Origin of the sequence: Nostoc sphaeroides, from assembly GCF_003443655.1 — a bacterium.
GTDB lineage: Bacteria > Cyanobacteriota > Cyanobacteriia > Cyanobacteriales > Nostocaceae > Nostoc > Nostoc sphaeroides.
This window is the reverse complement of sequence record NZ_CP031941.1, coordinates 4,210,499-4,237,248: the sequence shown is the minus strand read 5'-3', so window position 1 is coordinate 4,237,248 and position 26,750 is coordinate 4,210,499. Positions and strand designations below refer to the sequence as shown.

Below are 26,750 nucleotides of genomic sequence, written 5' to 3'. Positions count from 1 at the left end.
TGTTAGGATTGCCACAGAAAGAGAATAGCGAAAGAGAAGGAAAAAAAACTGAATGGCAGAAGTTGATAAGTCAATATCCTTCGATGGAAGGGATATTCGACTGAAAGTAGGCCTACTAGCTCCCCAAGCTGGTGGGTCGGTTTTGATAGAATCAGGGGATACATCCGTTTTAGTGACGGCTACGCGATCGCAAGCCAGAGAAGGCATTGATTTTCTTCCGCTTACAGTAGATTATGAAGAAAGGCTATATGCCGCTGGTAGGATTCCGGGAGGGATCATGCGCCGCGAAGGTCGTCCACCAGAAAAAACAATTCTCACTAGCCGTCTTATAGACCGCCCCATGCGTCCCCTGTTCCCCTCATGGCTACGGGATGACTTGCAAATTATTGCCTTAACGCTGTCGATGGATGAGTTAGTTCCACCCGATGTGTTAGCAGTTACAGGCGCTTCCATCGCTACCCTGATTGCCCAGATTCCTTTTAATGGGCCAATGGCAGCAGTGCGGGTTGGTTTAGTGGGAGATGATTTCATTATTAACCCCACTTATGCAGAAATTGAAGCCGGAGACTTGGATCTGGTAGTAGCAGGTTCACCACATGGCGTGATCATGGTGGAGGCGGGAGCCAATCAATTGCCAGAGCGAGATATTCTCGAGGCGATTGACTTTGGTTATGAAGCAGTGCGGGACTTAATCAAAGCGCAGCAAGATTTAGTAGCAGAACTGGGTCTAGTAATAGTGCAAGAAGCACCACCAGAAGTAGACCAGACGCTAGAAAATTATATCCGCGATCGCGCTAGCGGCCAGATTAAGAAAATCCTCTCTCAATTCACCTTCACCAAACCTGAACGTGATGCCGCTTTAGATGTCGTCAAGGATGAAATTGCCACGACGATTAAGGAACTGCCAGAAGAAGACCCAATTCGAGTTGCCGCAACTGCAAATAGCAAGGCCCTTGGTAACACTTTTAAAGATATTACCAAACACTTCATGCGGCGGCAAATCATCGAAGATAATGTTCGTGTTGATGGTCGTAAACTCGATCAAGTGCGACCTGTTTCTTGTTTAGTTAGTGTCTTACCAAAGCGAGTCCACGGTAGCGGTTTATTTAACCGAGAACTGACTCAGGTATTATCCGCTTGTACTCTGGGTACACCTGGGGATGCCCAAAATCTCAACGATGACATGCAGCTAGATCAACACAAGCGTTATCTACATCATTACAACTTCCCACCGTTCTCAGTCGGCGAAACCAAGCCAATGCGGGCCCCAGGAAGGCGCGAAATTGGTCACGGCGCATTAGCAGAACGAGCGCTATTACCTGTGCTACCCTCAAAGGAACAATTTCCCTACGTGATTCGCATCGTATCGGAAGTACTTTCCTCCAACGGTTCCACCTCAATGGGTTCAGTCTGCGGTTCCACCCTAGCCTTGATGGATGCTGGTGTACCAATTACCAAACCCGTTAGTGGCGCAGCAATGGGTCTGATTAAGGATGGGGACGAAGTGCGAGTCCTCACCGATATTCAGGGCATTGAAGACTTTTTGGGCGACATGGACTTCAAAGTTGCTGGTACAGATACCGGGATTACCGCCTTGCAAATGGATATGAAAATATCTGGTTTGTCGTTGGAGGTTATAGCCCAAGCCGTTCACCAAGCCAAAGCAGCCCGGTTGCACATTCTGGAGAAAATGCTCGCCTGCATTGACACGCCACGGACTGAAACCTCACCTTATGCCCCACGTCTGTTAACAATCAAGATTGATTCAGACATGATTGGTCTGGTCATCGGGCCTGGAGGCAAGACTATTAAGGGAATTACAGAGGAAACTGGTGCAAAAATTGACATCGAAGATGATGGCACCGTAACAATTTCTGCTGTGGATGAGAACAAGGCTAAGAGAGCCAGAAATATTATCCAAGGCATGACCCGCAAGCTGAACGAAGGGGATGTCTACGCAGGACGCATTACTCGGATTATACCGATAGGTGCATTTGTGGAATTTCTGCCTGGAAAAGAAGGGATGATCCACATCTCACAACTAGCTGACTACCGCGTTGGCAAAGTTGAGGATGAAGTAGCGGTGGGCGATGAAGTGATTATCAAAGTGCGCGAAATTGATAACAAAGGTCGGATTAATCTCACCCGCTTGGGTATCCACCCAGATCAAGCAGCAGCAGCAAGGGAAGCTGCGGCGGTGAATCGGTAACTCGATTTGGGATTTTAGATAAAATCTAAAATCCGCGATGCCTATCGTGAAGGCATCGCCGTATGCTTCTCTAATTAGTTGCACAAGATTTATAACAGACAGCAATAGTAATCGAATCAATAAAACTTAGTCATGATAATCCTTATTTCGAGCGATGAATCCCTCCCTAAGAACTAGGATTTTATTTTATTTTTAACTTAACTGTAAATAAGTGAATACAAATAAAACTAATTAATGAAGGTTGTAATTTCTCATTGGTAATAATTTTAATAATCTTGACTTTTAATAATATTAGATATTGGATGTGCTACAGGGTTATTAGGTCGATAATTCAGGTAAAGAAACCTAACACCAGAGACGGAGAGTGTTAGATTGAACACACCCTATAATGAATTGGTTCCATCGTCCCATAACAGCAAATTAGTCACAGCATGAATAGTCTACAATCTGCTAAAGCTCCAAAACTTGATAGTTGCAATAACCAAGTTATCCTCGATTACTTTCAGAATGCTTGGCAACTAGAAGATATATTATTAAAAAGTCTGGTTGGGGAAGATACATTTTATCTCAATCCTGACCCTTTGAGAAATCCTCTAATTTTTTATCTGGGACATTCGGCTGTTTTCTACATCAATAAATTAATCCAAGTGGGATTATTAGAAAAACGCCTCAATCCAGATTATGAAATATTGTTTGAAATTGGAGTTGATCCAGGAATACCAGAAGAATTGAATGAAGCGATCGCTCATCTGCAATGGCCGCAGGTTGCACAGACTTGGGAGTATCGAGAACAAGCATATTCTGTAATTTATGAACTAATTAAAACAACCCCAATTAGTCTGCCAATTCATCCTAATCATCCCCTTTGGGCATTAATAATGGGGATGGAACACCAGCGCATTCACATTGAAACTTCTTCAATGTTAATTCGCCAACTGCCAATTGAGAGAGTAAAACGCCCCCAAAACTGGCAATATGCCCCTTTTAATGGTTACACTCGTCAAAACCAAATGATAGAAGTTGCTGGTGGAGTAGTAAAACTCGGAAAAGCCTTTGATGATTCGACTTATGGATGGGATATTGATTATGGCGATCGCACTGTTGAAGTTGCACCCTTTTTCGCCAGTAAATATCTGATTACCAATGCCGATTTTATTTATTTTGTCAAGTCTGGCGGCTACGAAAATCAAGAAAATTGGCATGAAGAATCTTGGAATTGGAAAACTCGATACAACATTCAAAGTCCCAAATTTTGGCTACATGAAAATGGTAGTTACAAATATCGAGCCATGTTTGATGAAATCGACTTACCCTTAGATTGGCCTGTAGAAGTCAATCATTATGAAGCAATGGCTTATTGTCGGTGGCAAGGTAAAGATACTCGCTTAATGAGTGAATCAGAATATCATTTAGCAACTTATGGTGATAGTTCATTAGATGATGTAGCAAATTACAATCTTAATTTAAAATTTGGCTCACCTAGTCCTGTCGGGATGTTAGAAACAGCCAAAAGTTATTCTGGATTGTATGATTTACGGGGTAATGTTTGGGAATGGTTGAGTGATAATTTAAACCCCCTCGCCGGATATAAACCTCATTTTCTTTATGAAGATAATTCTGCCATATTTTTTGATGATAAACATCAAATGATGTTAGGAGGATGTTGGATAACTAATGGTACAGAAGCTTTAAAATATTATCGCAATTGGTTCCGTCCCAATTTTTATCAGCACGCTGGTTTTCGGATTGTTCAAGATTTGAAGAATAATTCTGACTTCTGAATTATTCTTCAATTGGAACTCCCTTAACAGAATATGCCTAAGTCACATATAGGACTAGTATTTGATTTATGAAAAAATCTAAGTATATGTAGGGTGTGTTACGGCTTCCGTAACGCACCAGAATCTTCGGATGGTGCGTTAGCCTACGGTATAACACACCCTACTGAAATATTTTCAGAAATCAAATATGATTCCTATACTAAGTAAAATGGCTTAAATATAGCCTTCTCGTTTACGTGAGGTACACTCGTAGGGGCACGGCACTGCCCATTGGTGTCAATTTAAGCAAAAACTCTTTTAAAACCTCGTTTCCAGCCTCTTGCTGGAAATGCACTTCAATTGGGCTGCTGCCGCGAGTTTGGGAGGCGGCAGCCCCAACGATGGGCATTCCCAGTCGGATCAGGGGAACGAGACAATCTAAAAGCTTTGTATAGACTGGCTTTCACGTTCTTAATGATAGAATTTTTCTTACTCACTATTGGAACCTTAGTCAGTTTCCTGATTGAGAAAATAACCCTTAAATTACTTTATTTTTATGCTCAGACATGAATATATTAATCATTTTGGCTGAAGTCAGCATTGTAATATTTGTTTTTTTATTACTGAACTGGCTGATCAATAAATTATTCAAAGTATTTAATAAGACATCTATAGTTAAGAGCGAAAATAGAAGTATCAAAACCCTCCGTCGGAATATCACAGGGTTATTGTTACTTAGTTGCTTGGTGGCGTGCATTCTGATTGTGGGTGCTAATGGTTATCTCATTTATCGGGGTGAAAACCTTCAGCAATATACGTTTTCATTAATTAAGCGTATCCCATCAGGATTTTGGGTAACACTAGGAATTGGCATAGTTAAGAGCATTGGCACTTTGATTATAGCGGCGATCGCACTAAAATTTCTGAAATATTGGCTGAAGGTAGCTAGCACTCGCGCCAAAAACTTAGAAAAAAATACTGCCGATGATGAAAGTATTGATGCTTTTTTTACCGCACTCTATCACAGAATCAGTGGTGCAATTTGGCTGTGGGCTGTCATCTTGTCTGCCCAGTTTCTGAAATTGCCAGCAACGGTTACGGAATATTTATACATCGCGTTACGGATTTATCTAATCATTGCTGTTGGGTTGCTTATACTCAAAGCAGTCGCTGCGATCGTTGATAGCCTAGATGCTCTCAGCATTAGATACTCTAACCCTGATAACCTGCTGAGATTCTACGATCGCCTCCGACACCTGATACCCTTTTTAAAGCGGTGTCTGGAATTTGTGATTTATGTCTGCATGGCGACATTGGTGATTCAGCAGGTGCAGTTAATGGCCAATATCGCCGCTTTTGGCCCGCGAATTATCAAGATCACTGGCATCATTTTCATTAGTCGTGTGTTATTTGAGGTCGTTTACTTATTTGTTGAAGAGGTGCTATTCAAAGATCAGAATCTAACTGATATTCAAAGAAGTAGACGGCTGACACTCGTTCCTCTGTTTCGTAGTTTTTTACAATACTTAGTTTACTTTAGTGCTGCTATCTCCATTCTCTATACTGTTGATATTGATCCAACTCCCATACTTGCAGGTGCTGGTATTGTCGGCATAGCTGTGGGTTTAGGGGCACAAACACTGATTAACGATATAGTCTGCGGCTTCTTTATTCTGTTTGAAAACTACTACTTAGTGGGTGACTATATCGAGGCTGGGAAAGTCGAAGAGAAAGTTGTTGAAGGTATTGTTGAAGCGATTGAACTGAGAACCACCCGGATCAGACATCCCAATGGTCAATTGCAGATTATTCGTAATGGGGATATTGGCTCAATTACTAATTATTCCAAACAGTACATCTTTGCAGTGGTAGAAGTTGGTGTGCCTTATGATTCCAACTTGACGCATGTGTACAAAGTGATTGAGGAAGTGGGACAGCAGTTAAAAGCAGATTACCCAGATGTACTCGAAGGCACACAGGTGGATGGAGTCGAAAGTCTCGGAAAGTCTAACTTGTTGCTGCGGACATTGACGAAAGTGAAGCCAGGAAAACATCTTCAGATTCAGCGCGTTCTTCGGAAGATTTTTACAGATGCCCTGCTGCGGGAAGGAATTGTAATTCCTGTTCGCGCCGAAAGTGCTGAAGGCTAATTTGGCAATATTTGTTCAGTTGCGCGATCGCTACGGGGAATACATTGCAATACGGTTCAGTTAAGGCTATGCAGTGCTTGAAACAACAAACACCAATACAGTTCAGTTAAGCCCAAAAACCTTGGTAAAGACGCGAAATTTCGCGTCTCTACAGGTCTAAAATTAGTACCAAAAATCCTTAACTGAACCGTATTGGAATACATTGCAGATTATAGGGAAATGCTGAAAACCCGTGAGAAGTAGGACACGCAAGTGTCCGAACTTCGTACTTTAGGCTGCGTTTTGAAAGCAAGTCACAAGCCTTTAGGCTTAAGTCAATTTTGTTTAAGAACATGGTAAAATATTCTAATCAGTACAAGATTTAAAAACCTACCCCCGGACTGGGGGAAAGTCTACGCCCAAAATATTTTTGAGGAGATATGACTACGCACTTAGTGCAAACGTGGTCAGCCTGGGAAGAGAGAGAAATCAGGATATTAAGAGCGTAATCTCTTAAGAATCTCCGTACCTTTAGGTACGGAGAGTGTCAACTTAAAATCTAAAGCAAATGATGTTTAGACATCTTCAGAAATTAAATATGCTGTAACCATAACCCTTGTAGAGACGTAGCACTGCTACGTCTCTACATTCTTTTGCTTAAGCTTTTTTCAACCAGCTAAACATAGCGCGTAAATCTTTACCAACTTCTTCAATTTTGTGTTCAGCTTCTTTGCGACGCATGGCGGTAAATCCTGGTTTACCAGCTTGGTTTTCTAGAACAAATTCTCGGGCAAATTGTCCAGATTGAATTTCGCTGAGAATCTTCTGCATTTCAGCTTTGGTTTGTTCGGTAACAATCCGTGGCCCACGGGTATAATCACCATATTCAGCTGTATTAGAAATACTGTCCCGCATTTTGGCTAAACCACCTTCTACAACCAAATCAACAATTAGCTTGACTTCATGCAGACATTCAAAATAAGCCAATTCTGGTTGATAACCAGCTTCTACCAAAGTTTCAAATCCAGCTTTGATTAAAGCGCTCAAACCACCGCACAATACTGCTTGTTCGCCAAATAAATCGGTTTCAGTTTCTTCACGGAAAGTCGTTTCCAGAACACCAGCGCGAGTCCCACCGATACCTTTAGCATAAGACATGGCGCGATCGCGTGCCTGACCACTGGCATCTTGATAAACTGCAAACAGTGCTGGTACACCTTCCCCCTGTTCATAAGTCCGCCGTACTATATGTCCCGGCCCTTTGGGTGCTATCATCACCACATCGACGTTAGCCGGTGGTACAACTTGCCCAAAGTGAATATTGAAACCGTGGGCAAAGGCTAACACATTCCCTTCTTGTAGATTGGGTTCAATCTCGTTTTTGTAAATCGTTTTTTGGACTTCATCAGGTAACAAAGTCATGATGAAATCAGCAGCATTAGCAGCATCTGCAACATTTTTCACAGTTAACCCAGCAGCTTCAGCTTTTACGACTGACTTACTACCCGGATATAGTCCCACAATCACATTCAAACCACTATCTTTGAGATTGAGAGCGTGGGCATGACCTTGGGAACCATAGCCAATGATAGCAATAGTTTTTCCAGCCAAAAGGTCTAAATTGGCATCTTCGTCATAATACATCCGGGCCATAGAAGCATCTCCTGTCAGCAAGCATCGTCATTAATTGGCAGACTTTCGATTGTACCTCAAATTGAGTAACCAAAGATTAACTATGAGCGATTGAATTTATCCCTTTGAACTCATACCAATTCTGTATGAAGATGCACAGAATATTAAACGAACCGCCAAGAGCGCCAAGAATAGAGAGTTACTCATTTAGTGCAGATGCTCATAAACCTTTCTCTCTTTCTCTCTGTGTTCTCTGTGCCTCTGCGGTTCGTTCTTTAACCCCGCCACAGGGGGGCAGAGGGGCAAAAAATAACTATGCCCAATGACTAACCCTGTTACATAAATTGCAACAATGCAGGCTTTGACTTTTAATTCGGTAATACTGGGGTTAACTTCATCCATCTGAGGGTAGATTTATGTACGCTTCGATTAAATTACCGCGCACATTTGCTTTATTTGTGAGTGCGTTATTAGGAGGGGTGATTTTCACCAGTTGCGCCTCTTCCCATCAGTTAGCAAATAAGCAGTTACCTCAAATTGCAGCCGATGGTGCGGCAAATCCAGCATCTGCACCTGCTCGTGAAAACAGTCTTTCCCAAAAGGCGGAAACTGCACCAATAACTCGTTCTCGTCCCCAACTCATTAAAAAAGCCGCAATGTCTTTGACTGTCAACTCTGTAGAGAAGACTATTGATGCCGTTTCGCAAATTATCAATCAACAGCAAGGGGATTTGATCGGGTTGAAACAACAACAACCCAAAAGCGATAACCCACGTCACACAGCAACAATCCAATTGCGGATACCAGAGAATCTGCTGGAACCTACCTTAGAACAACTTGCTAAATTGGGCACTGTTGAAAGTCGTAATATCACTGCCGAAGATGTAGGCGATCGCCTGGTGGATTTCCAAGCTAGATTAACCAATTTGCAAAAAACTGAAGCCAATTTGCAAAAAATTATGGATCGGGCAGGTTCTGTTAGAGATGTGCTTAGTGTTTCCCAAGAATTGAGTAATGTCCGACAAACCATAGAACAAATTGATGCCCAACTAAAAAACCTCAAAAATCAAGTTGCTTATTCCACCATTACGCTAAACCTAGAAGCAGCAGTTTCTAGCACCAGTCCCCAACCTGCTTTCGGTTTGCAAGTTCAGGAAACTTGGAATAACTCTACCCATTCTTTAAGTGCATTTTCAGTTGGCTTACTCAAGCTGGGTATTTGGTTAATTGTTTACAGTCCCTATTTGTTAATTTTTGTTGCTCTTGTGTATGGCTTTAGCCGTTGGCAGCGAACTCATTCACCACGTTGAACACAAACACCAGAGTCAACTATTTCTGAGTGATCTTGCATAAATCATACATCTACCTTTGAAAAATTTACATAAAAAGAGTGATTCAAATATTGCCAACTCTTATTGTCTGCACCTCCATCTTCAATATCTTGTAGTTTTGATCACTTTAATACTTTTTCAAATGTAAACAGGAATACAAAATATATGATGACAATTTTGATACAAATTTGTTAAGAATAGTTACAATAGTCGGCATACACGATAATATTTCTTATGGTAAATTCACTTGACAATAATCCACCCCATCAAGTAGTTATTGTTGGCGGGGGTTTCGGTGGACTTTATGCAGCAAAAACACTCGCCAAAGCAGCAGTAAACGTTACTCTGATCGATAAACGTAACTTTCATCTATTTCAACCCCTTTTATATCAAGTTGCCACAGGTGCGTTATCTCCTGCTGATATCTCCTCACCGTTGCGTTCTGTCCTCAGCAAGAGCAAGAATACGAAAGTGTTGCTGGGAGAGGTGAATAATATCGATCCAGAAGCGCAAAAAGTGATTGTGGGCGATGAAGCGATAGCTTACGATACGTTAATTGTTGCCACAGGTGCGAAGCATTCCTACTTTGGCAAAGATAACTGGGAAGAATTCGCCCCAGGCTTGAAAACAGTAGAAGATGCCATAGAAATGCGTAGCCGGATTTTTTCGGCCTTTGAAGCCGCAGAAAAAGAAACTGATGCCGAAAAACGCCGTGCTTGGTTAACCTTTGTAATTGTCGGTGGTGGCCCAACAGGTGTAGAATTAGCTGGTGCGATCGCAGAATTGGCAAATCAAACTCTCAAAGAAGATTTCCGCAACATCGACACATCAGAAGCCAAGATTTTGCTATTAGAAGGTTTAGATCGGATTCTGCCACCCTTTGCACCAGAGTTATCACAAGAAGCCGAAGCATCCTTGACGCGCTTGGGGGTTGTTGTGCAGACAAAAACATTGGTAACGAATATTGAAAATGATACTGTTACCCTCAAACAAGGCGATGAAGTTAAAGAAATTGCTTCAAAAACGGTATTATGGGCAGCAGGTGTAAAAGCTTCAGCAATGGGAAAAGTGCTAGCAGAACACACAGGTGCCCAGTGCGATCGCGCTGGACGGATTATTGTAGAACCTGATTTGAGTATTAAGGGACATCCGAATATTTTTGTAGTTGGCGACTTAGCAAATTTTTCTCATCAAAATGGTAAACCCCTACCTGGTGTTGCACCTGTAGCAAAGCAAGAAGGCGAATATGTAGCAACATTAGTTCAACAACGGCTTGCAGGTAAAAGTTTACCACCCTTTGCTTATGTTGATCATGGTAGTTTAGCGATGATTGGGCACAATTCTGCTGTGGTAGATTTAGGCTTTATCAAGCTGAAAGGTTTCGTTGCATGGTTGTTTTGGCTGGTGATTCACATCTACTTTTTAATTGAATTTAACAACAAATTAGTAGTAATGATTCAGTGGGCATGGAACTATTTCACTCGTAATCGCGGAGCAAGATTAATTACAGGACAAGAATCGCTCACGGAGTTTGTAATTTCAGCCGATAATAAACAGCCTGTAAATGTCTGATTGGGCTTTGTTAAGTTAGGAGTTAGGAGTTAGGAGTTAGGAGTTATTTCTCTCCCTGGAGGAAGGTGAAGCTACATCTCCTCCAGTCTTTTTCTTCAATTTTGAATTTTGAATTTTGAATTTTGAATTGATTTCTCCCCGCCCTCATAAATTAGCAGTAAGCTATTTGAGGGCGTTTTTCATAATCTACATAATGGCAACTATTAACGACAACTACCTGAAACTGAAAGCGGGTTATCTGTTTCCAGAAATTGCTCGGCGGGTGAATGCCTTTGCAGAAGCCAACAGTAATGCTAAAATCATCCGGCTGGGCATTGGTGATGTTACCGAACCTCTGCCGGAGGCTTGCCGCACAGCGATGATTAAAGCTGTGGAAGAAATGGGCGATCGCAATACCTTCAAAGGTTACGGCCCAGAGCAAGGCTACGCTTGGTTACGGGAGAAAATTGCAACTCAAGATTTCCAAGCACGGGGAGCCGATATTGATGCTTCCGAAATCTTTATCTCCGACGGTTCCAAATGCGACACTGGCAATATTCTGGAAATCTTTGGACATGACAACACTATAGCCGTTACTGACCCAGTTTATCCGGTATATGTAGACACTAACGTTATGGTGGGTAATACGGGAGATGCCAACGATAAAGGCGAATTTGAGGGCTTAGTTTATTTACCAATTACGGCTGATAACAACTTCATTGCCGAAATTCCTTCAAAGAAAGTAGATTTAATTTATCTCTGCTTTCCCAATAACCCCACTGGCGCAACTGCAACCAAGGAATATTTGAAGGCATGGGTGGACTATGCCAAAGCTAATAACTCGATTATTTTCTTTGATGCAGCCTACGAAGCTTATATTACCGATCCATCACTTCCTCACTCAATTTATGAAATTGAAGGTGCAAGAGATGTTGCGATCGAATTTCGGTCTTTTTCCAAGAATGCAGGTTTTACAGGAACTCGTTGCGCCTTAACCGTGGTACCGAAGACACTCAATGGAATTGCCGCCGATGGTTCCGATGTGGAACTATGGAAACTCTGGAATCGCCGCCAGTCTACCAAGTTTAATGGTGTTTCTTATATTGTCCAACGGGGAGCCGAAGCGGTTTACTCCCAAGAAGGACAAGCGCAAATCAAAGGATTGGTGAATTTTTATCTAGAAAACGCCAAAATTATCCGCGAGAAACTCACAGCCGCCGGATTATCAGTTTATGGTGGCGTGAATGCACCTTACGTTTGGGTGAAAACTCCTAATGGTTTATCCAGTTGGGAATTCTTTGATAAGTTGCTGCAAACTGTCAACGTTGTCGGAACGCCTGGTTCTGGCTTTGGGGCTGCGGGTGAAGGTTACTTCCGCATTTCGGCGTTTAACAGCCGGGAGAATGTTGAAGAGGCGATGAAGCGGATTACTGAGAAGTTTAAAGTGTAGAGCGATCGCTTTTGTTAAACTCATTCTATTAGTCTAAAGGTTACGGTGGGCTATATCATCCACCGCAACCTCATAGATAATTATCGAGATTCAGCTTACTTGTATTTTGGTTATGACTGCTGCTATACCCGTTTTTAAAGCTGTTAGCCGGATGCAGTTAGCACCTGGTAGCACGGTGACAATTCCTGATGTTAGCTGGCAAGAATTTGAATCTATTTTAGAAGAATTAGGAGAAAAAAGAACTACCCGAATTGCCTACAGCCAGGGTACTTTAGAAATTATGGCTCCTTTACCAGAACATGAAATTCCCAAAGATTTAATTTCTGATATTGTCAAAATATTGCTGAAAGCTAAAGATATCAGATATCAACCTTTTGGTTCCACCACTTTTAAACGGCAAGGTGTAGCAGGAGTTGAACCTGATGCTTGCTTTTATATTCAAAATTATCAACAGATGATTGGCCATCGCCGCTTACAACCTGATGATCCACCACCAGATTTAGCGATTGAGACTGATGTCACATCGAAAACTACTCTTGATGCTTATGAAGCCATTGGAGTCCCAGAATTATGGGTTTACGATAGCGGAAATCTTTCTATTTATTTGCTGAAAGAGGGGAAATATATAAAATCTAACACCAGTCCTAATTTTGCAGATATAGCTATTACTGAGATTATCCCTGCTGCTGTGGAACGTAGTTGGCAAGTAGGAAGTTTTCAAGCTTTAAAAGAATTGGAAGCGATGATTTAGTAAATGATTAGCTAGGCATTGCTCATTGTCAGTTACTGTCAAATTATGATATTGCTATATGTAATATTCCGTCTTCACCTACATAAGAAACCTGAGTTCGGGATAAGAAATCCTCAAAAGCCTTGAATTATCGTTGTTCGGTCTAAAGCTCTGTTTTCATCTATTGTCAATAAGACATATTGCTGAGATTAGTTTCATTTGTGAACCTTATTGACAAAATAATTCCACTTTTATCCCTGCTTTGATCAATTTCAGTTTTATTCAATCCTGACAGAATAAGCTTTTTAGCTTCTGGCTTAACCCGAACTCAGGTTAAGAACGTATTTTGATACTTCGCATACTCTAGCTCTCTGCCATTTGATTAAATATAACAAATAACCGAGTCTGTTGGATTTAGAAAAGTAACTAGTTTGCCAAATCCATGATTCTTCATCAGTATCCATTAATTACATTAATAAATTATTCCTGAGAATTACTTCCTCTTTCTTCACTATCATCGGGTAAATCAATTTTTGGTTGTCCATAATTAGCCAAAGTCACCCCTTCTTCTAAATATACAGCAGAGTATTTACTCAACCGAATACGTTGTGCAGAGTAAATTCCTGAATGACCTGAAAATAAATAGCTTACTACACAGCCAATAGCAATAAATACTCCCGATTCCAGACCAAATAATTCAATTCCCATTAAGGTTGATGCTATAGGTGTATTTGCTGCACCCGCAAACACACCCACAAATCCCATTCCTGCTAACAGTGGTGTAGGTAATGCCAAAACTAACGACAAAGCATTACCTAAAGTTGCACCAATAAAAAACAAAGGTGTTACTTCTCCTCCTTTAAAACCTGCTCCTAAAGTTAGAGCAGTTAGACCTAATTTTGCTGCAAAATCCCAAGGAGGTAGCTGGGTGAAAAAAGAATCAACAATAGTAGGGATACCAAGCCCAATGTACTTGGTTGTACCACTCAATCCAACAATTGCTGCTATCAACGCCCCCCCTATCAAAGGACGCATTGGAGGATAAGATATTTTGCTTTTAAAGAAGTGACTAATTTTGTGAGTTACTTTAGCAAAAAATCTCGCTACAATTCCAAAGATTGTACCTGCAATAATGGCAGCAATCAGCCCCCAAATTGTCAGCGTCGGTATAGAGGGAGCGTGTCGGTATGCGGTATGATGCAAACCCAATAACAAAGTTACTTGATTTCCAACGATCGCAGCAATCAAAGAAGGAAAAAGAGCATCATAATGAATTTGACCAATTGCTAAAACTTCTAGACCAAATACGGTTCCAGCTAAGGGAGTACCAAAAACTGAAGCAAATCCTCCACTGATACCTGCTGTTAACAGAACTCGCCGATTAGCCCCTTTAAAATGTAATATTTTAGTTAGCTGATCTGCCAAAGAAGCACCCATTTGCAACGCTGTACCTTCACGACCGGCTGAACCTCCAAATAAATGAGTAAGGTCTGTTCCTAGCAAAACAAGAGGAGCCATCCGAAAGGGAATAACACTTTTGGGGTTATGGATTTCTTCTAGTAAAAGGTTATTCCCGGCTTCTACAGTCTGACCAAATTGATGATAAATCCAACCGCTCAAGAAGCCGCCAAGGGGAAGCAAGGCAATAATCCAGCGATGTGATTCCCGCCAATTAGTTGCCCATTCCAATGATACTAAAAGAGCCGCAGAAGCAATTCCAGCAATAATTCCAGCTACAACGGAAATAGGCAGCCATTTGATTAGATGGGGTAAGGCAATAAAAGGTTCAAATTGACGTAGTTGTTTCATATTAATTTGTAATGACGCTCCTGCGTCGCTAACGTAATTCGTAATTAAATTGAGTTGGGTTCACAGTTTTATAGCAAGATTACAGGTATTGGGCTGGCTTCTAAGACTGCTTGTGATACTGAGCCAATCAGCACTTTTTCCCAAGGTTGATGTCCGCGTTTGCCCATAACGATCGCAGTGACACAATACTCTTGAGCAATGCGAATAATCTCTTCTGGCACTGCACCTGTAACAGTCACAAACTCGTACCTGATATCAGATAATAACTGTTTGGTTTGTTCTTTTATTTGTTGGATATCTTGCTGATTTGAAGTGTTAATTACATGCAAGACGATCGCTTCCCCATTACTGCGGCGTGCTAAATCTGCGACTTTGGTTAAAACTTCTGTGGCTAAACTCGATGTATCCACTGCTGCCAATAACAAGGTATGGGTAGCAATTGTGACTTTGGTGGGGTCAACTTCGCCTTTGGTGAGTAATTTAGGAGCAAAAGTCATGGTTGCCCAAGCTCCTAATGGTGCTGTGATTAAAATTGAAAGAGCTGCGATCGCTAAAATTATCTCACCTCCAGCAATTCCTTGGGAGAGGGGTATTGCTCCAATGGCAGCTTGGACTGTAGCTTTTGCTGAGTTTCCTGGGAGCAGAAATAATCTTTCGCGCCAATTCCAATTACTACCCAAAGTTGAGAGATACCAGCCCAGCATTCGACCAATTAGTAAACCAATTGCCAGAATTATCATCCCAGGTAATAAAATTTTTTCTAATACTTGCAGTTGAATAGTTGCCCCTAACAAAACAAACAAAAAAATCTCAGCTACTATCCATAAACTGTCAAATCCGCCGCGTAATCTTCGGGCTAGGGGAGCATCTAATTCAATTAAGAAAAAACCCATAGCCATTGCTGCTAAATAACCAGAAAAGTAAGGCAATGCATGAGCGGAAATTACTAGGAATAAAGCTAAACTGGCAGCAATCACAGTATCTTGAACAGCATTCAAAGTCCAGTTTTGTTTGGTTAATAGTGAAACTAACAAACGAGCTGCTAAATAGCCAAACAATACTCCCAGCAATATTTGCATAATAATTTGGAACGGCAGCAGTTGGAGAGCAGTGAAAGTGAATCCCCCAGGTAAGACAATCTGCTCAACACCTCCGTCACCTAAGAAACTCAGCAGTAGGCTGAAAACTAGTAATAGCAGCACATCAGATAAAGCACTACCAGTCAAAATTGCATCGGGAATTCCTTTAGTCACGCCCCAGCCTAAACTTTTCAACCTGAGCATTCCTGGGACAATTACAGCGGGGGATTCAGCGCCAATTACACAGCCCAACAGTAACGCAGTGGGGAAGTCAAATTTAAAAATTATCATAGCGGTAATTGCGATCGCGATCGCTTCTGTTGCTGCTGGCAAAAATCCCAAACGTAGCGCCACTGTTCCCTGTTGAGCTAGCTTGTCTCGATCTAACCCCAGTCCAGCTTTCATTAAAATAATCATTACCGCCAAAGTTCTTAACTCATCAGCAGCACCCAGCACATCTGAACTGATGACATTCCAAACTTGGGGGCCAAGAATAATCCCCACTAAAATCATGCCAATTAAAGGCGGAGCCACTAAACGACGGGCAAGTTGACCGGCAAAAAAGCCCATCATTAAAATCCACAATACACTAGCTAACATCCCATGACTCCTTGAGGCGCGATTTGTAGACTTACACTTTCTACAGGGGAGTCAGGTAATGCATTTAGCCAAGCCCTACTCTCCCGCAGTTAGCGAAGAAAGTAGGAACCATCAGCCTTCGATATCAGAATTTATCCGTTTGGAAAGGCGGTTTTGGCGAGTTCCATCACCATTGATAGTTTTTCATTAAATTGATAATACCATTTTTGCTGTCAGTCAATATCTTTGGTATTCTACGATATAGATAAATAATGTGTATCATTGGCGGTATTATTATGCTGCCATCATCAGAAAGTAATTACCAGCCTGTTGAAGATTCTCAGACAAAACTAGATCAGTTTTTAGTTTGTGGGCTAGGAAGTTTGGGTCAGCATTGCGTTGCAGTACTAAAAGAGTATGGTGCTGTTGTTAATGCTATTGATCAAGAACAACCCCAACATTTGGAAATACCAAATTTATTAAGTTTATTAGAAAACTTATTCATCGGAGATTGTCGTCAGAGCAGTGTTTTAGAACAGGCAAACATTTCTCAGTGTCAAACTGTACTTTTAGTAACTAGTAATGAACGGGTAAATATAGAATCTGCCTTTGCGGCAAGGCTTTTAAATCCTCAAGTGCGCCTGGTTGTACGTTCTGACAAACAAAATCTCAATGAACTGTTAAGTCAGACTCTTGGTAATTTTATTGCCTTTGAGCCAAATCAAATTTCCGCTTCTGGCTTTGCTCTTGCAGCCCTTGGAGATGATAATCTCGGATATTTCCAACTGGAAGAACGCCAATTTCGGGTAGTAAAGCGTCAGATAAAAATAAGTGATAACTGGGCGAATAAATGGCGTATACATGAATTAAATACCTTATATCGTCGGGTATTAAATTACGCTAATGATTCATCTCCTTTGCCTAAAGAATTTCATCAGTGGGAACCAGAGGCGACATTAAACCCAGGTGATACGATTATTTATATCGAAGTTACAGAGCAGCTTAAAAGTTTAAAAAAAATTGCTCCTGTGCCTAAATACAACTGGCAGCAGTTATGGCAAGAGATTGTATTAGGTAGAACCTGGAAAAATTTAAAAAATAAAATAGCATATCTCTTGCGGACATTCTCTCGTTATCAGAGTTTGCGGGTGGCAATTATCTGTGGAATTACAGTACTTTTCCTTTGGTGTTTTGGAACAATTATTTATATCTTAAATTATCCTGAAAGTAACATAATAGAAGCATTTTATGCTATTGCTGTCTTACTTTTGGGAGGATATGGAGATGTCTTTGGCGGTGTGAATTTTAAAACGCCACCAGAGACGGCTGAAAGTATGCCAGGATGGTTGCGATTGTTTAGCCTCGCACTAACTGTAACTGGTATAGGTTTTGTTGGGGTTTTATATGCGTTGCTCACTGATGCTCTATTAAGTTCAAGGTTCCAGTTTTTTAATAATTACCAGCCATTAATCCCCCAAAAAGACCATGTTGTACTTATTGGGTTAAATCGAGTTGGTCAGCGAGTCGCGGCTTTGTTACAAGAATTCAAGCAACCTTTAGTGGGTATTAGTAGCACAGCAATTAACGCAGATTTTATCAACAAAATTCCACTGATTATTGATAATATTGCCGATGCTTTAGACAAGGTAAATCTCGCTAATAGTAAAAGTGTCGTTGTAGTTACGGACGATGACATGGAAAATTTGGAAATAGCTTTGATGGCATACGCTAAAAGTCCTAAAACTCGTGTGGTCATTCGGACTTACGACCGATACTTTCGTGATAATGTCGCACGATTGTTTCCTTATGCTCAAGTTATTTGCACCTCTGCTATTTCAGCAGAAGTATTTGCTGCTGCGGCTTTTGGAGAAAATATTCTCAGCTTATTTAACTTCGATACTCAAACTATTTTGGTAGTAGAGTACATGATTGAAGCTGGAGATACACTGAATGGATTACTATTGGCTGAGGTTGCCTATGGTTATGGAGTTGTACCAATTTTATATCAAAGTCTCAGGCGATCGCCTGTTAAGTTCATGCCTTCTGATCATACACAACTTGCTGTTGGCGATCGCCTGATTGTTCTAGCAAATAGTCATAACCTCCAGCAGATTGAACGAGGTGAAATGTTTCCTCGAAATTGGCAAGTACAGATTGAGAAAGTTTTAGCTCAAGATGCTATTTTTGATGGTGCAAATGAAATCAGTATAATATCAGGATGCAACATTGGCATAGCTAGAGAGTTAATGCATAATTTGCCAGCACCGCTACCAGTAGCATTATATAAACAACAAGCTCTATTACTAGTGCGAAGGCTCAGTAAATTAAGAGTTACAGCCCACTTGAAACCATTTGTTCAGGATACAAATTGAACTGGGGATTGGGGAAGAAGCAAGGTAGCGCAAGTAGTCGAGATGCTGATCTAGCTAAAATAAGACTTACGCAAAATATCTCTCAAACTCTGATTTCTTTGCGCTCTCTGTGCCTCTGCTGTTCGTTATTCCGTAACTCATGCGTAAGTCCTATAAAACTTAAGTAGGAAAACCGTACTTCTTTGATAGGTTTTCTGTACCATATATCTAAGTTTAGCTGGATACAATGAAAATGTAGCTTAATGAATGCTGTTTAAGAGAAAAATAAGACAGCATTAGCAGGAGAGCAAAAACATGACAAATCAATTGAAAACGGCTGCTTTGCTAGCTGCATTAAGTGGTCTTTTAATCGCAATTAGTTACTGGGTAATTGGCGGTTCTAGTGGCTTGATAATAGGGATAGGTTTAGCAGCAGTAACAAACCTATTTTCCTGGTATCAATCAGATAAGATTGCTCTGGCAGTATACCAAGCCCAGCCGGTGAGTGAAGGGGAAGCACCAGGACTTTATCGGATGGTGCAGAGATTAAGCGATCGCGCTAACATTCCCATGCCTAGAGTTTACATTGTTCCAAGCCTTGGTGCAAACGCCTTCGCTACAGGGCGCGATCCAGAACACGCTGCTGTGGCTGTCACCGAAGGCATTTTGAAGATATTGCCAGAGGACGAACTTGAAGGCGTTATCGCCCACGAACTTACCCACATTATTAATCGTGACACCCTGACACAAGCCGTTGCTGCTACTGTTGCTGGTGCAATCTCATTTCTAGCGCAAATGGTTAGTTACAGCTTATGGTTTGGCGGTGGTTCACGAGATGACAACAAAGGTGCAAATCCTTTGGGAGTTTTATTAACAGTAATGCTTGCGCCAGTGGCTGCAACGATTATTCAGCTAGCAATTTCGCGCACACGAGAATTCTCTGCTGATGCAGGTTCAGCTAGATTAACTGGTAATCCCCGCGCCTTAGCTAGGGCACTACAACGTTTAGAAGCATCAGCAAAACAGATGCCTTTAAATGCTAATCCAGCTTATGAGCCGTTATTAATTATTAATTCTATCTCTGGACAGTTTATGGGTAACTTATTCTCTAGTCACCCTGCTACAGAGGTGCGAGTTGCAGCATTACTGAAACTAGAGCAACAACTGTCAACAACGGTTTAGTCATTAGTCATTTGTGAAATTTACAATGGCTTATTTTTAGCTTGCTTCCCCGTAGGGGTACGAAGTGAAACCCAACAAAGCCTTGATAATGTTGGGTTTCGTTCCTCAAGCCAACCTACACCAGTTTTATTTTTTAGCCTTAACCCAAAAGGCTACAAAAAAATCCCCGACTTTTTAGAAAAGCCGGGGACTTTGTTTTTTTACATCTGACGGTTCAAAATTTCTCAGTAATTTTTTCAATATTTTTATCTAAACTTCATACTTTGACTAAATTCAATAAGCAAAATCCGCAATTACTTACTCAAAAGAAGCTTTGACTTACTCAAACCCCAGTTTGCTTTCTGATTTTGGTGTTTTCCGCAAGTAAAAGAAGCTTTTGCTTTTTCAAACCCCAGTTTGCTTTCTAATTTTGGTGTTTTCCCCAAGTAAAAGAAGCTTTTGCTTTCTCAAACCCCAGTTTGCTTTCTAATTTTGGTGTTTTCCGCAAGTAAAAGAAGCTTTTGCTTTCTCAAAATGCCATTTGACTTACTCAAACCCCAGTTTGCTTTCTTCCTGCCCCCTGCTCCCCTGTCTCTTCGGTCACGGATAAGATAAAGAGGTAACATAGCTCCTCATACAAGTAGCAATGACTTCAACCTTGCGGAAACTTCCTCGCCTTAATAGCCCAACCTTGCATCAGTTACCCAATGGTTTGACAATCATAGCGGAGCAGATGCCAGTTGAAGCTGTAAACCTCAACTTATGGATTAAAGTTGGTTCAGCCGTAGAATCTGATAGCATTAACGGCATGGCTCACTTTTTAGAGCACATGATTTTTAAGGGAACAGAACGACTGGCTAGCGGCGAGTTTGAACGTCGAATTGAAGAACGGGGTGCTGTTACCAATGCTGCTACTAGCCAAGATTATACTCATTACTATATAACCACTGCCCCTAAAGATTTTGCCGAGCTTGCTCCACTACAAATAGATGTAGTATCCAATGCGAGTATTCCTGATGATGCTTTTGAACGGGAGCGATTAGTAGTTTTAGAAGAAATTAGGCGTTCAGAGGATAATCCCCAACGGCGGACATTTAGGCGGGCGATGGAGACAGCCTTTGATAAACTACCTTATCGCCGTGCAGTATTGGGGCCAGAATCGGTGATTGCTGAACTGAAACCCCAGCAGATGCGAGATTTTCATACTAGTTGGTATCAACCCCAGTCAATTACTGCTGTAGCTGTGGGCAATTTGCCTGTGGAAGAATTAATTGCGATCGTTGCTGAAGGATTTACAAAACTCAGTAGAGACACGATTAATCGCGTTACCCACTCCCCACTGCCCACTGAGCAACCATTTACAGAAATTGTCCGTCGAGAATTTGTAGATGAAAGTCTCCAGCAAGCAAGACTAGTGATGGTTTGGCGGGTTCCAGGAATGGTTCAGTTAGATCGCACCTATGGACTAGATGTTTTAGCAGGAATTTTGGGACATGGACGAACATCAAGGCTGGTGAGGGATTTACGAGAAGAACGGGGATTAGTTTCTTCAATTTCTGTGAGCAACATGAGCAATCAGCTGCAAGGGACATTTTATATTTCAGCTAAATGTGCAGTGGAAAATTTAGCAGAAGTAGAAGATGCGATCGCTCAACATATTCGCACAGTCCAAACTGAGTTAGTCACAGAGTCAGAAATTGCCCGTGTACGGCGGCGAGTAGCGAACAGATTTATTTTTAGCAATGAAACACCAAGCGATCGCACAGGGTTGTATGGTTATTATCAGTCTTTGGTGGGAGATTTAGAACCCGCCTTTAACTACCCAGATCATATTCAGAGCCAAGATGCAACCGACTTGATGCAAGCAGCCAAAGAGTATCTTTCCCCAGATGCTTATGGTGTAGTTGTCGTCAAGCCATTGTAAAGTTAGGAGTTAGGAGTTAGGAGTTAGGAGTTAGGAGTTTGGAGTTAGGAGTTAGGAGTTAGGAGTTAGGAGTTAGGAGTTAGGAGTTAGGAGTTAGGAGTTAGGAGTTTGGAGTTAGGAGTTTGGAGTTAGGAGTTTGGAGTTAGGAGTTAGGAGTTTGGAGTTAGGAGTTTGGAGTTAGGAGTTAGGAGTTTGGAGTTAGGAGTTTGGAGTTATGAGTAAAAGACCATGATTGTGTCTCCTTACTCCTAAGTTTGATTTAACTCCTCACTCCTCATTTCTCACTCCTAAGTTTGATTTAACTCCTCACTCCTCACTTCTCACTCCTAACTTTGATTTAACTCCTAAGTTTGATTTAACTCCTCACTCCTCACTTCTCACTCCTAACTTTGATTTAACTCCTAAGTTTGATTTAACTCCTCACTCCTCACTTCTCACTCCTAACTTTGATTTAACTCCTAACTTTGATTTAACTCCTCACTCCTCATTTCTCACTCCTAACTTTGATTTAACTCCTAAGTTTGATTTAACTCCTCACTCCTCACTTCTCACTCCTAACTTTGATTTAACTCCTAACTTTGATTTAACTCCTAACTTTGATTTAACAATGTGGACTCAAATAGATGCTCAAATTAGCCAGGTGACTGGTGAAAAATTTCAGAGTCAGCAACGGCGATCGGTTGGTGGCGGATGCATCAACCAAGGTTATGCTATCTCTAATGGTGAGATAACCTACTTCCTTAAGATTAACCAAGCATCCCAAGCTGCGATGTTTGAGGCTGAGGCAATGGGTTTAAAAGAAATGCTAGCAACAGCTAGTATTCGCGTCCCAAATCCTCTAAGCTGGGGTGTAGCTGACAATTCTAGCTACATCGTGCTGGAATGGTTAGAACTTGGTAGCGGTAACAGCAATTCGTGGGAAGAGATGGGGCGCAAGTTGGCGGCGATGCATAAAACTAGCAGTAGCCAAGGTTTTGGTTGGAAAATTAACAATACTATTGGTTCCACGCCCCAAATCAATACTTGGACAGCAGACTGGACAGAATTTTATATTAAACATCGCCTGGGTTATCAATTTCAGTTGGCAAGGCGAAAGGGAGGAAATTTCCCCTCTTCAGAAAAATTACTAGCTGCAATCCCTGAACTATTGACGCATCAGGTGCAACCTTCTTTAGTACATGGCGATTTATGGGGCGGAAATGCCGGGTGTACTAACTCAGGAGAACCAGTAATTTTTGATCCAGCAACTTATTTTGGCGATCGCGAAGTTGATATAGCCATGACAGAATTATTTGGTGGATTCCCCGCAGCATTTTACCAAGGTTATAACAAAGCCTTTCCCCTAGATCCAGGCTATGAGCAAAGAAAAACACTTTATAACCTATATCACATTTTGAATCACTTCAATTTATTTGGCGGCAGTTATGCTTCCCAGGCGAACCGAATGATTGACCAAATTTTGCGCTAACTACAACTTTGCGTACCTCCGCGCTTCCCTTTGCGTCCCTCTGCGTTTAAATTTATACCAATTCAATTAATGATTGCAACATATCCTTGGGTAAAGACGCGATGAATCGCGTCTCTACAAATGGCGATGAATCGCGTCTCTACAAATGGCGATGAATCGCGTCTCTACAAATGGTCTATTTGTCGCATTCTTTTTTCCAATTGGTATTAAACTCTCAATTCCTCACCATTTGACTAACCATCACCCCCAAAGCCAACATACCCAAAATCGTCATTAATCCCGCCGGCATAAACTTGCGTGTTTTAGCCAGCCGAATTGCAAAAACGACTACCAAAACAGCAGTAACTATCACCGCTAAAATCGACCCCCAGCTTTGCCCTTGGAGTTGAAAGAAAGCCGCAATTACTAGTAATAAACCGCTAATGCTACCACTTAAGAGTGAAACCTTACTTCTAGCTTGAATGTAGCCCATGATGCCACCAGCGTAGGCGTAGCCCGTCGTAGACATCGCTAAGATGCCGTAGGCAAAAGCAGCAATTATACTTAAATTCATTGTTGAAACCTATGTAGACTTTGACTTTACTGCCAGTGTCAGCAGACAATTTACCATAGCTATTTAGCTATAAGCTGTTACGCATTTAACTTGTACATTTACCTGATGACTGTTGACGGTTGACTGATGACCGATAACCGTCAACCGTCAACCGTCAACGATTATAAAGAATGTTTATATAATTTAGACGCATATCAGCTTACCACACAGTTTATTGATGGATAATCGAGTAATGCCAATAGCAAATACTTCCTCATATACAAAGGTTCAATATCTCCAGCGCCAAGCAGCCTCACTTTTACTGTACCAGTCTGTTCTGCAAGGCGAAGTGGGGACGGCATTTCTGGAACTGTTGCAAGCTATACGTTACACTGATGCCGATGCGCGGGGTTGTCTGCAAGCCTACGGTAGTTACTTCCACGCTTTGGCTGCTAAAAATCAAAATTGGGAAGACTATTTAATTACTCAACTTCTCTTCTCTGATAATCCTTTTACAAAGCTTGCTCAAGTGCGAGAATTTGAGGATTTACCCCCAGCAATAGTTGCAGCAGTTCGGCATGATTTACAAATATTGCAAAGTCTCTATGAATGTAGCAGCGCTTCTTTGAGTGAGTGGATACAAGGCGTAGCTCACATGCCTATTTCGCCAGTAGTGTGGTATAAAGAGCAAGAATTGGTAGGAGGAGAGACATTCGCTACATATCTACAAGAGTTAGATAATTGGGGTGATGCTGTAGAAAAGTTAGCGGCTTATTATCGGCAATATGGCTCTGGTTTATTTGCAGAATATCGCGCTTTCCGTTGGCAAGCTGGGCAGTTTATCGGTATTCGGTATTCCGATCCAATTAAGCTAAGTGCGCTAGTAGGTTATGAGTCTCAAAAAGATGCTTTGCTGAAAAATACAGAGTTTTTATTATCAGGAGAGATGGCACTGCATGTATTACTTTACGGTAGTCGGGGTTCTGGCAAATCTTCTTTAGTAAAATCTTTGTTAAATGAATATAGTAATCGTAGCCTCCGGTTGTTGGAAGTGGCAAAATCTGATTTAAAAGACCTACCAAAAATTGTGGAACATTTACGAGGAGTGTCACAAAAATTTATCATCTTTGTCGATGATCTTTCCTTTGAAGAAGATGATGATGCCTTTAAAGCGCTTAAGGTAGTTTTAGAAGGTAATTTAACGGCGCGATCGCAAAATGTAGTTGTGTATGCTACTTCCAATCGCCGCCACCTGATTCGGGAGTTTTTTGTGGATAGACCTACCCCCAAGGATAACGAGGAAATCCATGCTTGGGATACGATGCAGGAGAAACTTTCGTTTAGCGATCGCTTTGGTTTAACCTTGACCTTTGAACCAGCCGATCAGAAAACTTATTTAAAAATTGTACAGCATCTAGCGGCACAAGCTGAAATTAATATTACCCAAGAAGATTTGGAATTTCAAGCATTACAATGGGCAACTCGCCACAACGGTCGTTCTGGACGCACAGCGCGGCAATTTATTGATTTTCTAAAAGCAGATTTAAGACTTTTGCATGAAAATAACAATACATCCAACACCGAGCAGTAAATATTTATCTATGTCTTTTTTAATTACGAATTACAAATTAGTATGAGAGCTACTTTTTCTGATAATTTAACTACGCTAAAAACCAGCAATATGCAATCAGTAACGATCAGCAATCGATTTATACTAGGGATAGTTGCCTTTAGTGTGAGTTTTGGTCTTAGCCTCGTCCCCAACTGGGATTTTAATAAAGCCTTTCTCACAGGTTTAATTACTGCCGTTACTATCTATGGAGCAGCATTATTCGTAGATAAGCGACGCAGAAATTATGAAATATTTATTTTAGGTTCTATCCGCAAGCGAATTAAAGAAATGGAGGAATTGAAAGCTCGTGTCGTCAGAGAAATAAATCAAATAGAAGAACATCATAATTTATTATATGCAGAGTCACAACAACTGCAAAGTCAAGTAACAGAAAGCCGTAACCAAAGGGATAGTTTACATCGAGAACTAAGAACATTTGCCGGACAAAAAAAACAGTTAGAAACTGAAATCAATAGCCTGCAAACTGAAATTAATAACTTGCAGAAAAATCAAACAGAATTGAACAATGCTTTTTCTGTCCTCACAACAGAAAAGCGCCGTCTAGAGTCTAATTGTAATGTATCTCGTAGTGAAATCACCCATTTGCAAAGTCAAATTTCCGAACTCCACCAAGAGAAACAAGAAATTGAAAGCAATTTAACTCTTTTAGGCAGACTTAAACCCCAATTAGAAGAAAAATTATACGAACTGCGAATTGCAATTCAAGAGTTAGAAGTTGAGACAACCAAAAAAAATCAATTGCTGGTAGCGACAAAAGCCGAAACAGAAAATATCCAAGCTATCCTGGATTCTTCACAAACCCAACTAGCAGAACAAAAAGCCGAATTCCAGCAATTGCAAGGGCAAGTTTCACTATTGCAAGAAGAACGAGATTCATTACAAAATCAAGTATGGGAATTACTTCAACAAATAGAAACATTCAATCCAGAACATTTGTCTGATAATTCCAATGAAGATGATAATGAATTGTTTCCATTTTCTGAGATAATGGAAACTACAGCAATCATCAAAACTTCGGAAGCTGATACATCGGATAATTTACCTGAAGAATGGACTAATTTCTTAGAAAATCTTCCAGGATACGAACTACAAGTATTAAAAGCTATAGTCGAACAAGATAATCCTAATGCTGCTATTAAAAAAATTGCTGAAGCAAACATTACTATGCCAAATCTATTAATAGATTCTATAAATGAACGAGCAAATGATACTATTGGTGAATTAATAATTGATTCAAATTCGGAAAGTCCAGAAGTTTACCCTGAATATATGACGCATGTAAAAAAAATGATTGCAATGTATGAAGACCTGATGGCTAGACATGCTTCGTCAAATTAAATTATTATTGCCGTCGTAAGGTAGTAAGGTGAATATGTACCGTACTTACAGCGTGCTTCTGCGTTTACAAGAAAGTGAAGTGTA

18 protein-coding genes and 1 riboswitch are annotated in these 26,750 nt (G+C 41.0%); of the genes, 13 read left to right on the top strand and 5 right to left on the bottom strand.

The annotated features are described in order from the left end of the window. The first annotated feature begins 52 nt into the window (after positions 1-52). The gene (locus D1367_RS18865; RefSeq protein WP_118167749.1) at positions 53-2,209 is read left to right on the top strand and encodes a polyribonucleotide nucleotidyltransferase; all 2,157 of its coding nucleotides are present in this window, start codon (positions 53-55) and stop codon (positions 2,207-2,209) included. Between the two features lie 431 nt (positions 2,210-2,640). Continuing rightward, positions 2,641-3,990 (top strand): 5-histidylcysteine sulfoxide synthase, encoded by a 1,350-nt coding sequence (gene ovoA / locus D1367_RS18860; RefSeq protein ID WP_118167748.1) that lies wholly within the window; start codon positions 2,641-2,643, stop codon positions 3,988-3,990. Between the two features lie 232 nt (positions 3,991-4,222). On the opposite strand, the gene D1367_RS30985 is transcribed toward ovoA, so the two are convergent. Next, entirely contained in the window at positions 4,223-4,378 is a 156-nt protein-coding gene (locus D1367_RS30985; RefSeq protein WP_181984882.1) for a hypothetical protein, read from the bottom strand. Between the two features lie 157 nt (positions 4,379-4,535). Here D1367_RS30985 and D1367_RS18855 point away from each other — a divergent pair, with 157 nt between their 5' ends. After that, positions 4,536-6,119 (top strand): mechanosensitive ion channel family protein, encoded by a 1,584-nt coding sequence (locus tag D1367_RS18855; protein WP_118167747.1) that lies wholly within the window; start codon positions 4,536-4,538, stop codon positions 6,117-6,119. A gap of 636 nt (positions 6,120-6,755) precedes the next feature. Here D1367_RS18855 and ilvC read toward each other — a convergent pair. Beyond that, positions 6,756-7,751 (bottom strand): ketol-acid reductoisomerase, encoded by a 996-nt coding sequence (gene ilvC, locus D1367_RS18850; protein ID WP_118167746.1) that lies wholly within the window; start codon positions 7,749-7,751, stop codon positions 6,756-6,758. A gap of 395 nt (positions 7,752-8,146) precedes the next feature. Between ilvC and D1367_RS18845 the strand changes: the two genes are divergently transcribed. From D1367_RS18845 to D1367_RS18830, 4 genes are all read left to right on the top strand, one after another. Next, a complete protein-coding gene (locus D1367_RS18845) occupies positions 8,147-9,040 on the top strand; it encodes a DUF4349 domain-containing protein (RefSeq protein ID WP_118167745.1) in 894 nt (297 codons plus the stop codon). A 255-nt stretch (positions 9,041-9,295) separates the two neighbouring features. Continuing rightward, on the top strand, positions 9,296-10,633 hold the full coding sequence (locus tag D1367_RS18840; protein ID WP_118167744.1) for an NAD(P)/FAD-dependent oxidoreductase: 1,338 nt from the start codon (positions 9,296-9,298) through the stop codon (positions 10,631-10,633). A 193-nt stretch (positions 10,634-10,826) separates the two neighbouring features. Next, a complete protein-coding gene (locus tag D1367_RS18835) occupies positions 10,827-12,062 on the top strand; it encodes an LL-diaminopimelate aminotransferase (protein ID WP_118167743.1) in 1,236 nt (411 codons plus the stop codon). Between the two features lie 112 nt (positions 12,063-12,174). Further along, entirely contained in the window at positions 12,175-12,813 is a 639-nt protein-coding gene (locus D1367_RS18830; protein ID WP_118167742.1) for a Uma2 family endonuclease, read from the top strand. A 459-nt stretch (positions 12,814-13,272) separates the two neighbouring features. Here D1367_RS18830 and D1367_RS18825 read toward each other — a convergent pair whose 3' ends face one another. Together D1367_RS18825 and D1367_RS18820 are read right to left on the bottom strand one after the other, a co-directional pair. After that, entirely contained in the window at positions 13,273-14,601 is a 1,329-nt protein-coding gene (locus tag D1367_RS18825; RefSeq protein ID WP_118167741.1) for a voltage-gated chloride channel family protein, read from the bottom strand. Positions 14,602-14,669: 68 nt separating this feature from the next. After that, entirely contained in the window at positions 14,670-16,280 is a 1,611-nt protein-coding gene (locus D1367_RS18820) for a cation:proton antiporter (protein WP_118167740.1), read from the bottom strand. Between the two features lie 95 nt (positions 16,281-16,375). Continuing rightward, positions 16,376-16,460, bottom strand: a riboswitch (Fluoride riboswitch). 95 nt (positions 16,461-16,555) lie between these two features. Between D1367_RS18820 and D1367_RS18815 the strand changes: the two genes are divergently transcribed. The 4 genes from D1367_RS18815 (at position 16,556) to D1367_RS18800 (ending at position 23,163) form a co-directional block, all read left to right on the top strand. Further along, positions 16,556-18,631 (top strand): potassium channel family protein, encoded by a 2,076-nt coding sequence (locus tag D1367_RS18815; RefSeq protein ID WP_181984881.1) that lies wholly within the window; start codon positions 16,556-16,558, stop codon positions 18,629-18,631. Between the two features lie 294 nt (positions 18,632-18,925). After that, entirely contained in the window at positions 18,926-19,792 is an 867-nt protein-coding gene (locus D1367_RS18810) for a zinc metalloprotease HtpX (RefSeq protein ID WP_118167739.1), read from the top strand. Between the two features lie 625 nt (positions 19,793-20,417). Further along, positions 20,418-21,695, top strand: a complete 1,278-nt coding sequence (locus D1367_RS18805) for a M16 family metallopeptidase (RefSeq protein WP_118167738.1) — start codon at positions 20,418-20,420, stop codon at positions 21,693-21,695. A 607-nt stretch (positions 21,696-22,302) separates the two neighbouring features. After that, positions 22,303-23,163 carry a fructosamine kinase family protein gene (locus tag D1367_RS18800; RefSeq protein ID WP_118171576.1) on the top strand — a complete coding sequence of 287 codons (861 nt, stop codon included), beginning with the start codon at positions 22,303-22,305 and terminating at the stop codon, positions 23,161-23,163. Between the two features lie 214 nt (positions 23,164-23,377). On the opposite strand, the gene D1367_RS18795 is transcribed toward D1367_RS18800, so the two are convergent. Beyond that, on the bottom strand, positions 23,378-23,716 hold the full coding sequence (locus D1367_RS18795; protein WP_118167737.1) for a TMEM14 family protein: 339 nt from the start codon (positions 23,714-23,716) through the stop codon (positions 23,378-23,380). Between the two features lie 217 nt (positions 23,717-23,933). Between D1367_RS18795 and D1367_RS18790 the strand changes: the two genes are divergently transcribed. Next, positions 23,934-25,286: an ATP-binding protein gene (locus D1367_RS18790; protein ID WP_118167736.1), complete on the top strand. Its 1,353-nt coding sequence runs from the start codon at positions 23,934-23,936 to the stop codon at positions 25,284-25,286. A gap of 90 nt (positions 25,287-25,376) precedes the next feature. Continuing rightward, positions 25,377-26,666 (top strand): tellurite resistance TerB C-terminal domain-containing protein, encoded by a 1,290-nt coding sequence (locus tag D1367_RS18785; protein ID WP_118171575.1) that lies wholly within the window; start codon positions 25,377-25,379, stop codon positions 26,664-26,666. The last annotated feature ends 84 nt before the right edge of the window (positions 26,667-26,750 follow it).

Bases quoted from the DNA above. Each gene is read 5' to 3' on its own strand.
- D1367_RS18865 (WP_118167749.1), top strand. From the start codon at position 53: ATGGCAGAAGTTGATAAGTCAATATCCTTCGATGGAAGGGATATTCGA.
- ovoA (WP_118167748.1), top strand. From the start codon at position 2,641: ATGAATAGTCTACAATCTGCTAAAGCTCCAAAACTTGATAGTTGCAAT.
- D1367_RS30985 (WP_181984882.1), bottom strand. From the start codon at position 4,378: ATGCCCATCGTTGGGGCTGCCGCCTCCCAAACTCGCGGCAGCAGCCCA.
- D1367_RS18855 (WP_118167747.1), top strand. From the start codon at position 4,536: ATGAATATATTAATCATTTTGGCTGAAGTCAGCATTGTAATATTTGTT.
- ilvC (WP_118167746.1), bottom strand. From the start codon at position 7,751: ATGGCCCGGATGTATTATGACGAAGATGCCAATTTAGACCTTTTGGCT.
- D1367_RS18845 (WP_118167745.1), top strand. From the start codon at position 8,147: ATGTACGCTTCGATTAAATTACCGCGCACATTTGCTTTATTTGTGAGT.
- D1367_RS18840 (WP_118167744.1), top strand. From the start codon at position 9,296: ATGGTAAATTCACTTGACAATAATCCACCCCATCAAGTAGTTATTGTT.
- D1367_RS18835 (WP_118167743.1), top strand. From the start codon at position 10,827: ATGGCAACTATTAACGACAACTACCTGAAACTGAAAGCGGGTTATCTG.
- D1367_RS18830 (WP_118167742.1), top strand. From the start codon at position 12,175: ATGACTGCTGCTATACCCGTTTTTAAAGCTGTTAGCCGGATGCAGTTA.
- D1367_RS18825 (WP_118167741.1), bottom strand. From the start codon at position 14,601: ATGAAACAACTACGTCAATTTGAACCTTTTATTGCCTTACCCCATCTA.
- D1367_RS18820 (WP_118167740.1), bottom strand. From the start codon at position 16,280: ATGTTAGCTAGTGTATTGTGGATTTTAATGATGGGCTTTTTTGCCGGT.
- D1367_RS18815 (WP_181984881.1), top strand. From the start codon at position 16,556: ATGCTGCCATCATCAGAAAGTAATTACCAGCCTGTTGAAGATTCTCAG.
- D1367_RS18810 (WP_118167739.1), top strand. From the start codon at position 18,926: ATGACAAATCAATTGAAAACGGCTGCTTTGCTAGCTGCATTAAGTGGT.
- D1367_RS18805 (WP_118167738.1), top strand. From the start codon at position 20,418: ATGACTTCAACCTTGCGGAAACTTCCTCGCCTTAATAGCCCAACCTTG.
- D1367_RS18800 (WP_118171576.1), top strand. From the start codon at position 22,303: ATGTGGACTCAAATAGATGCTCAAATTAGCCAGGTGACTGGTGAAAAA.
- D1367_RS18795 (WP_118167737.1), bottom strand. From the start codon at position 23,716: ATGAATTTAAGTATAATTGCTGCTTTTGCCTACGGCATCTTAGCGATG.
- D1367_RS18790 (WP_118167736.1), top strand. From the start codon at position 23,934: ATGGATAATCGAGTAATGCCAATAGCAAATACTTCCTCATATACAAAG.
- D1367_RS18785 (WP_118171575.1), top strand. From the start codon at position 25,377: ATGCAATCAGTAACGATCAGCAATCGATTTATACTAGGGATAGTTGCC.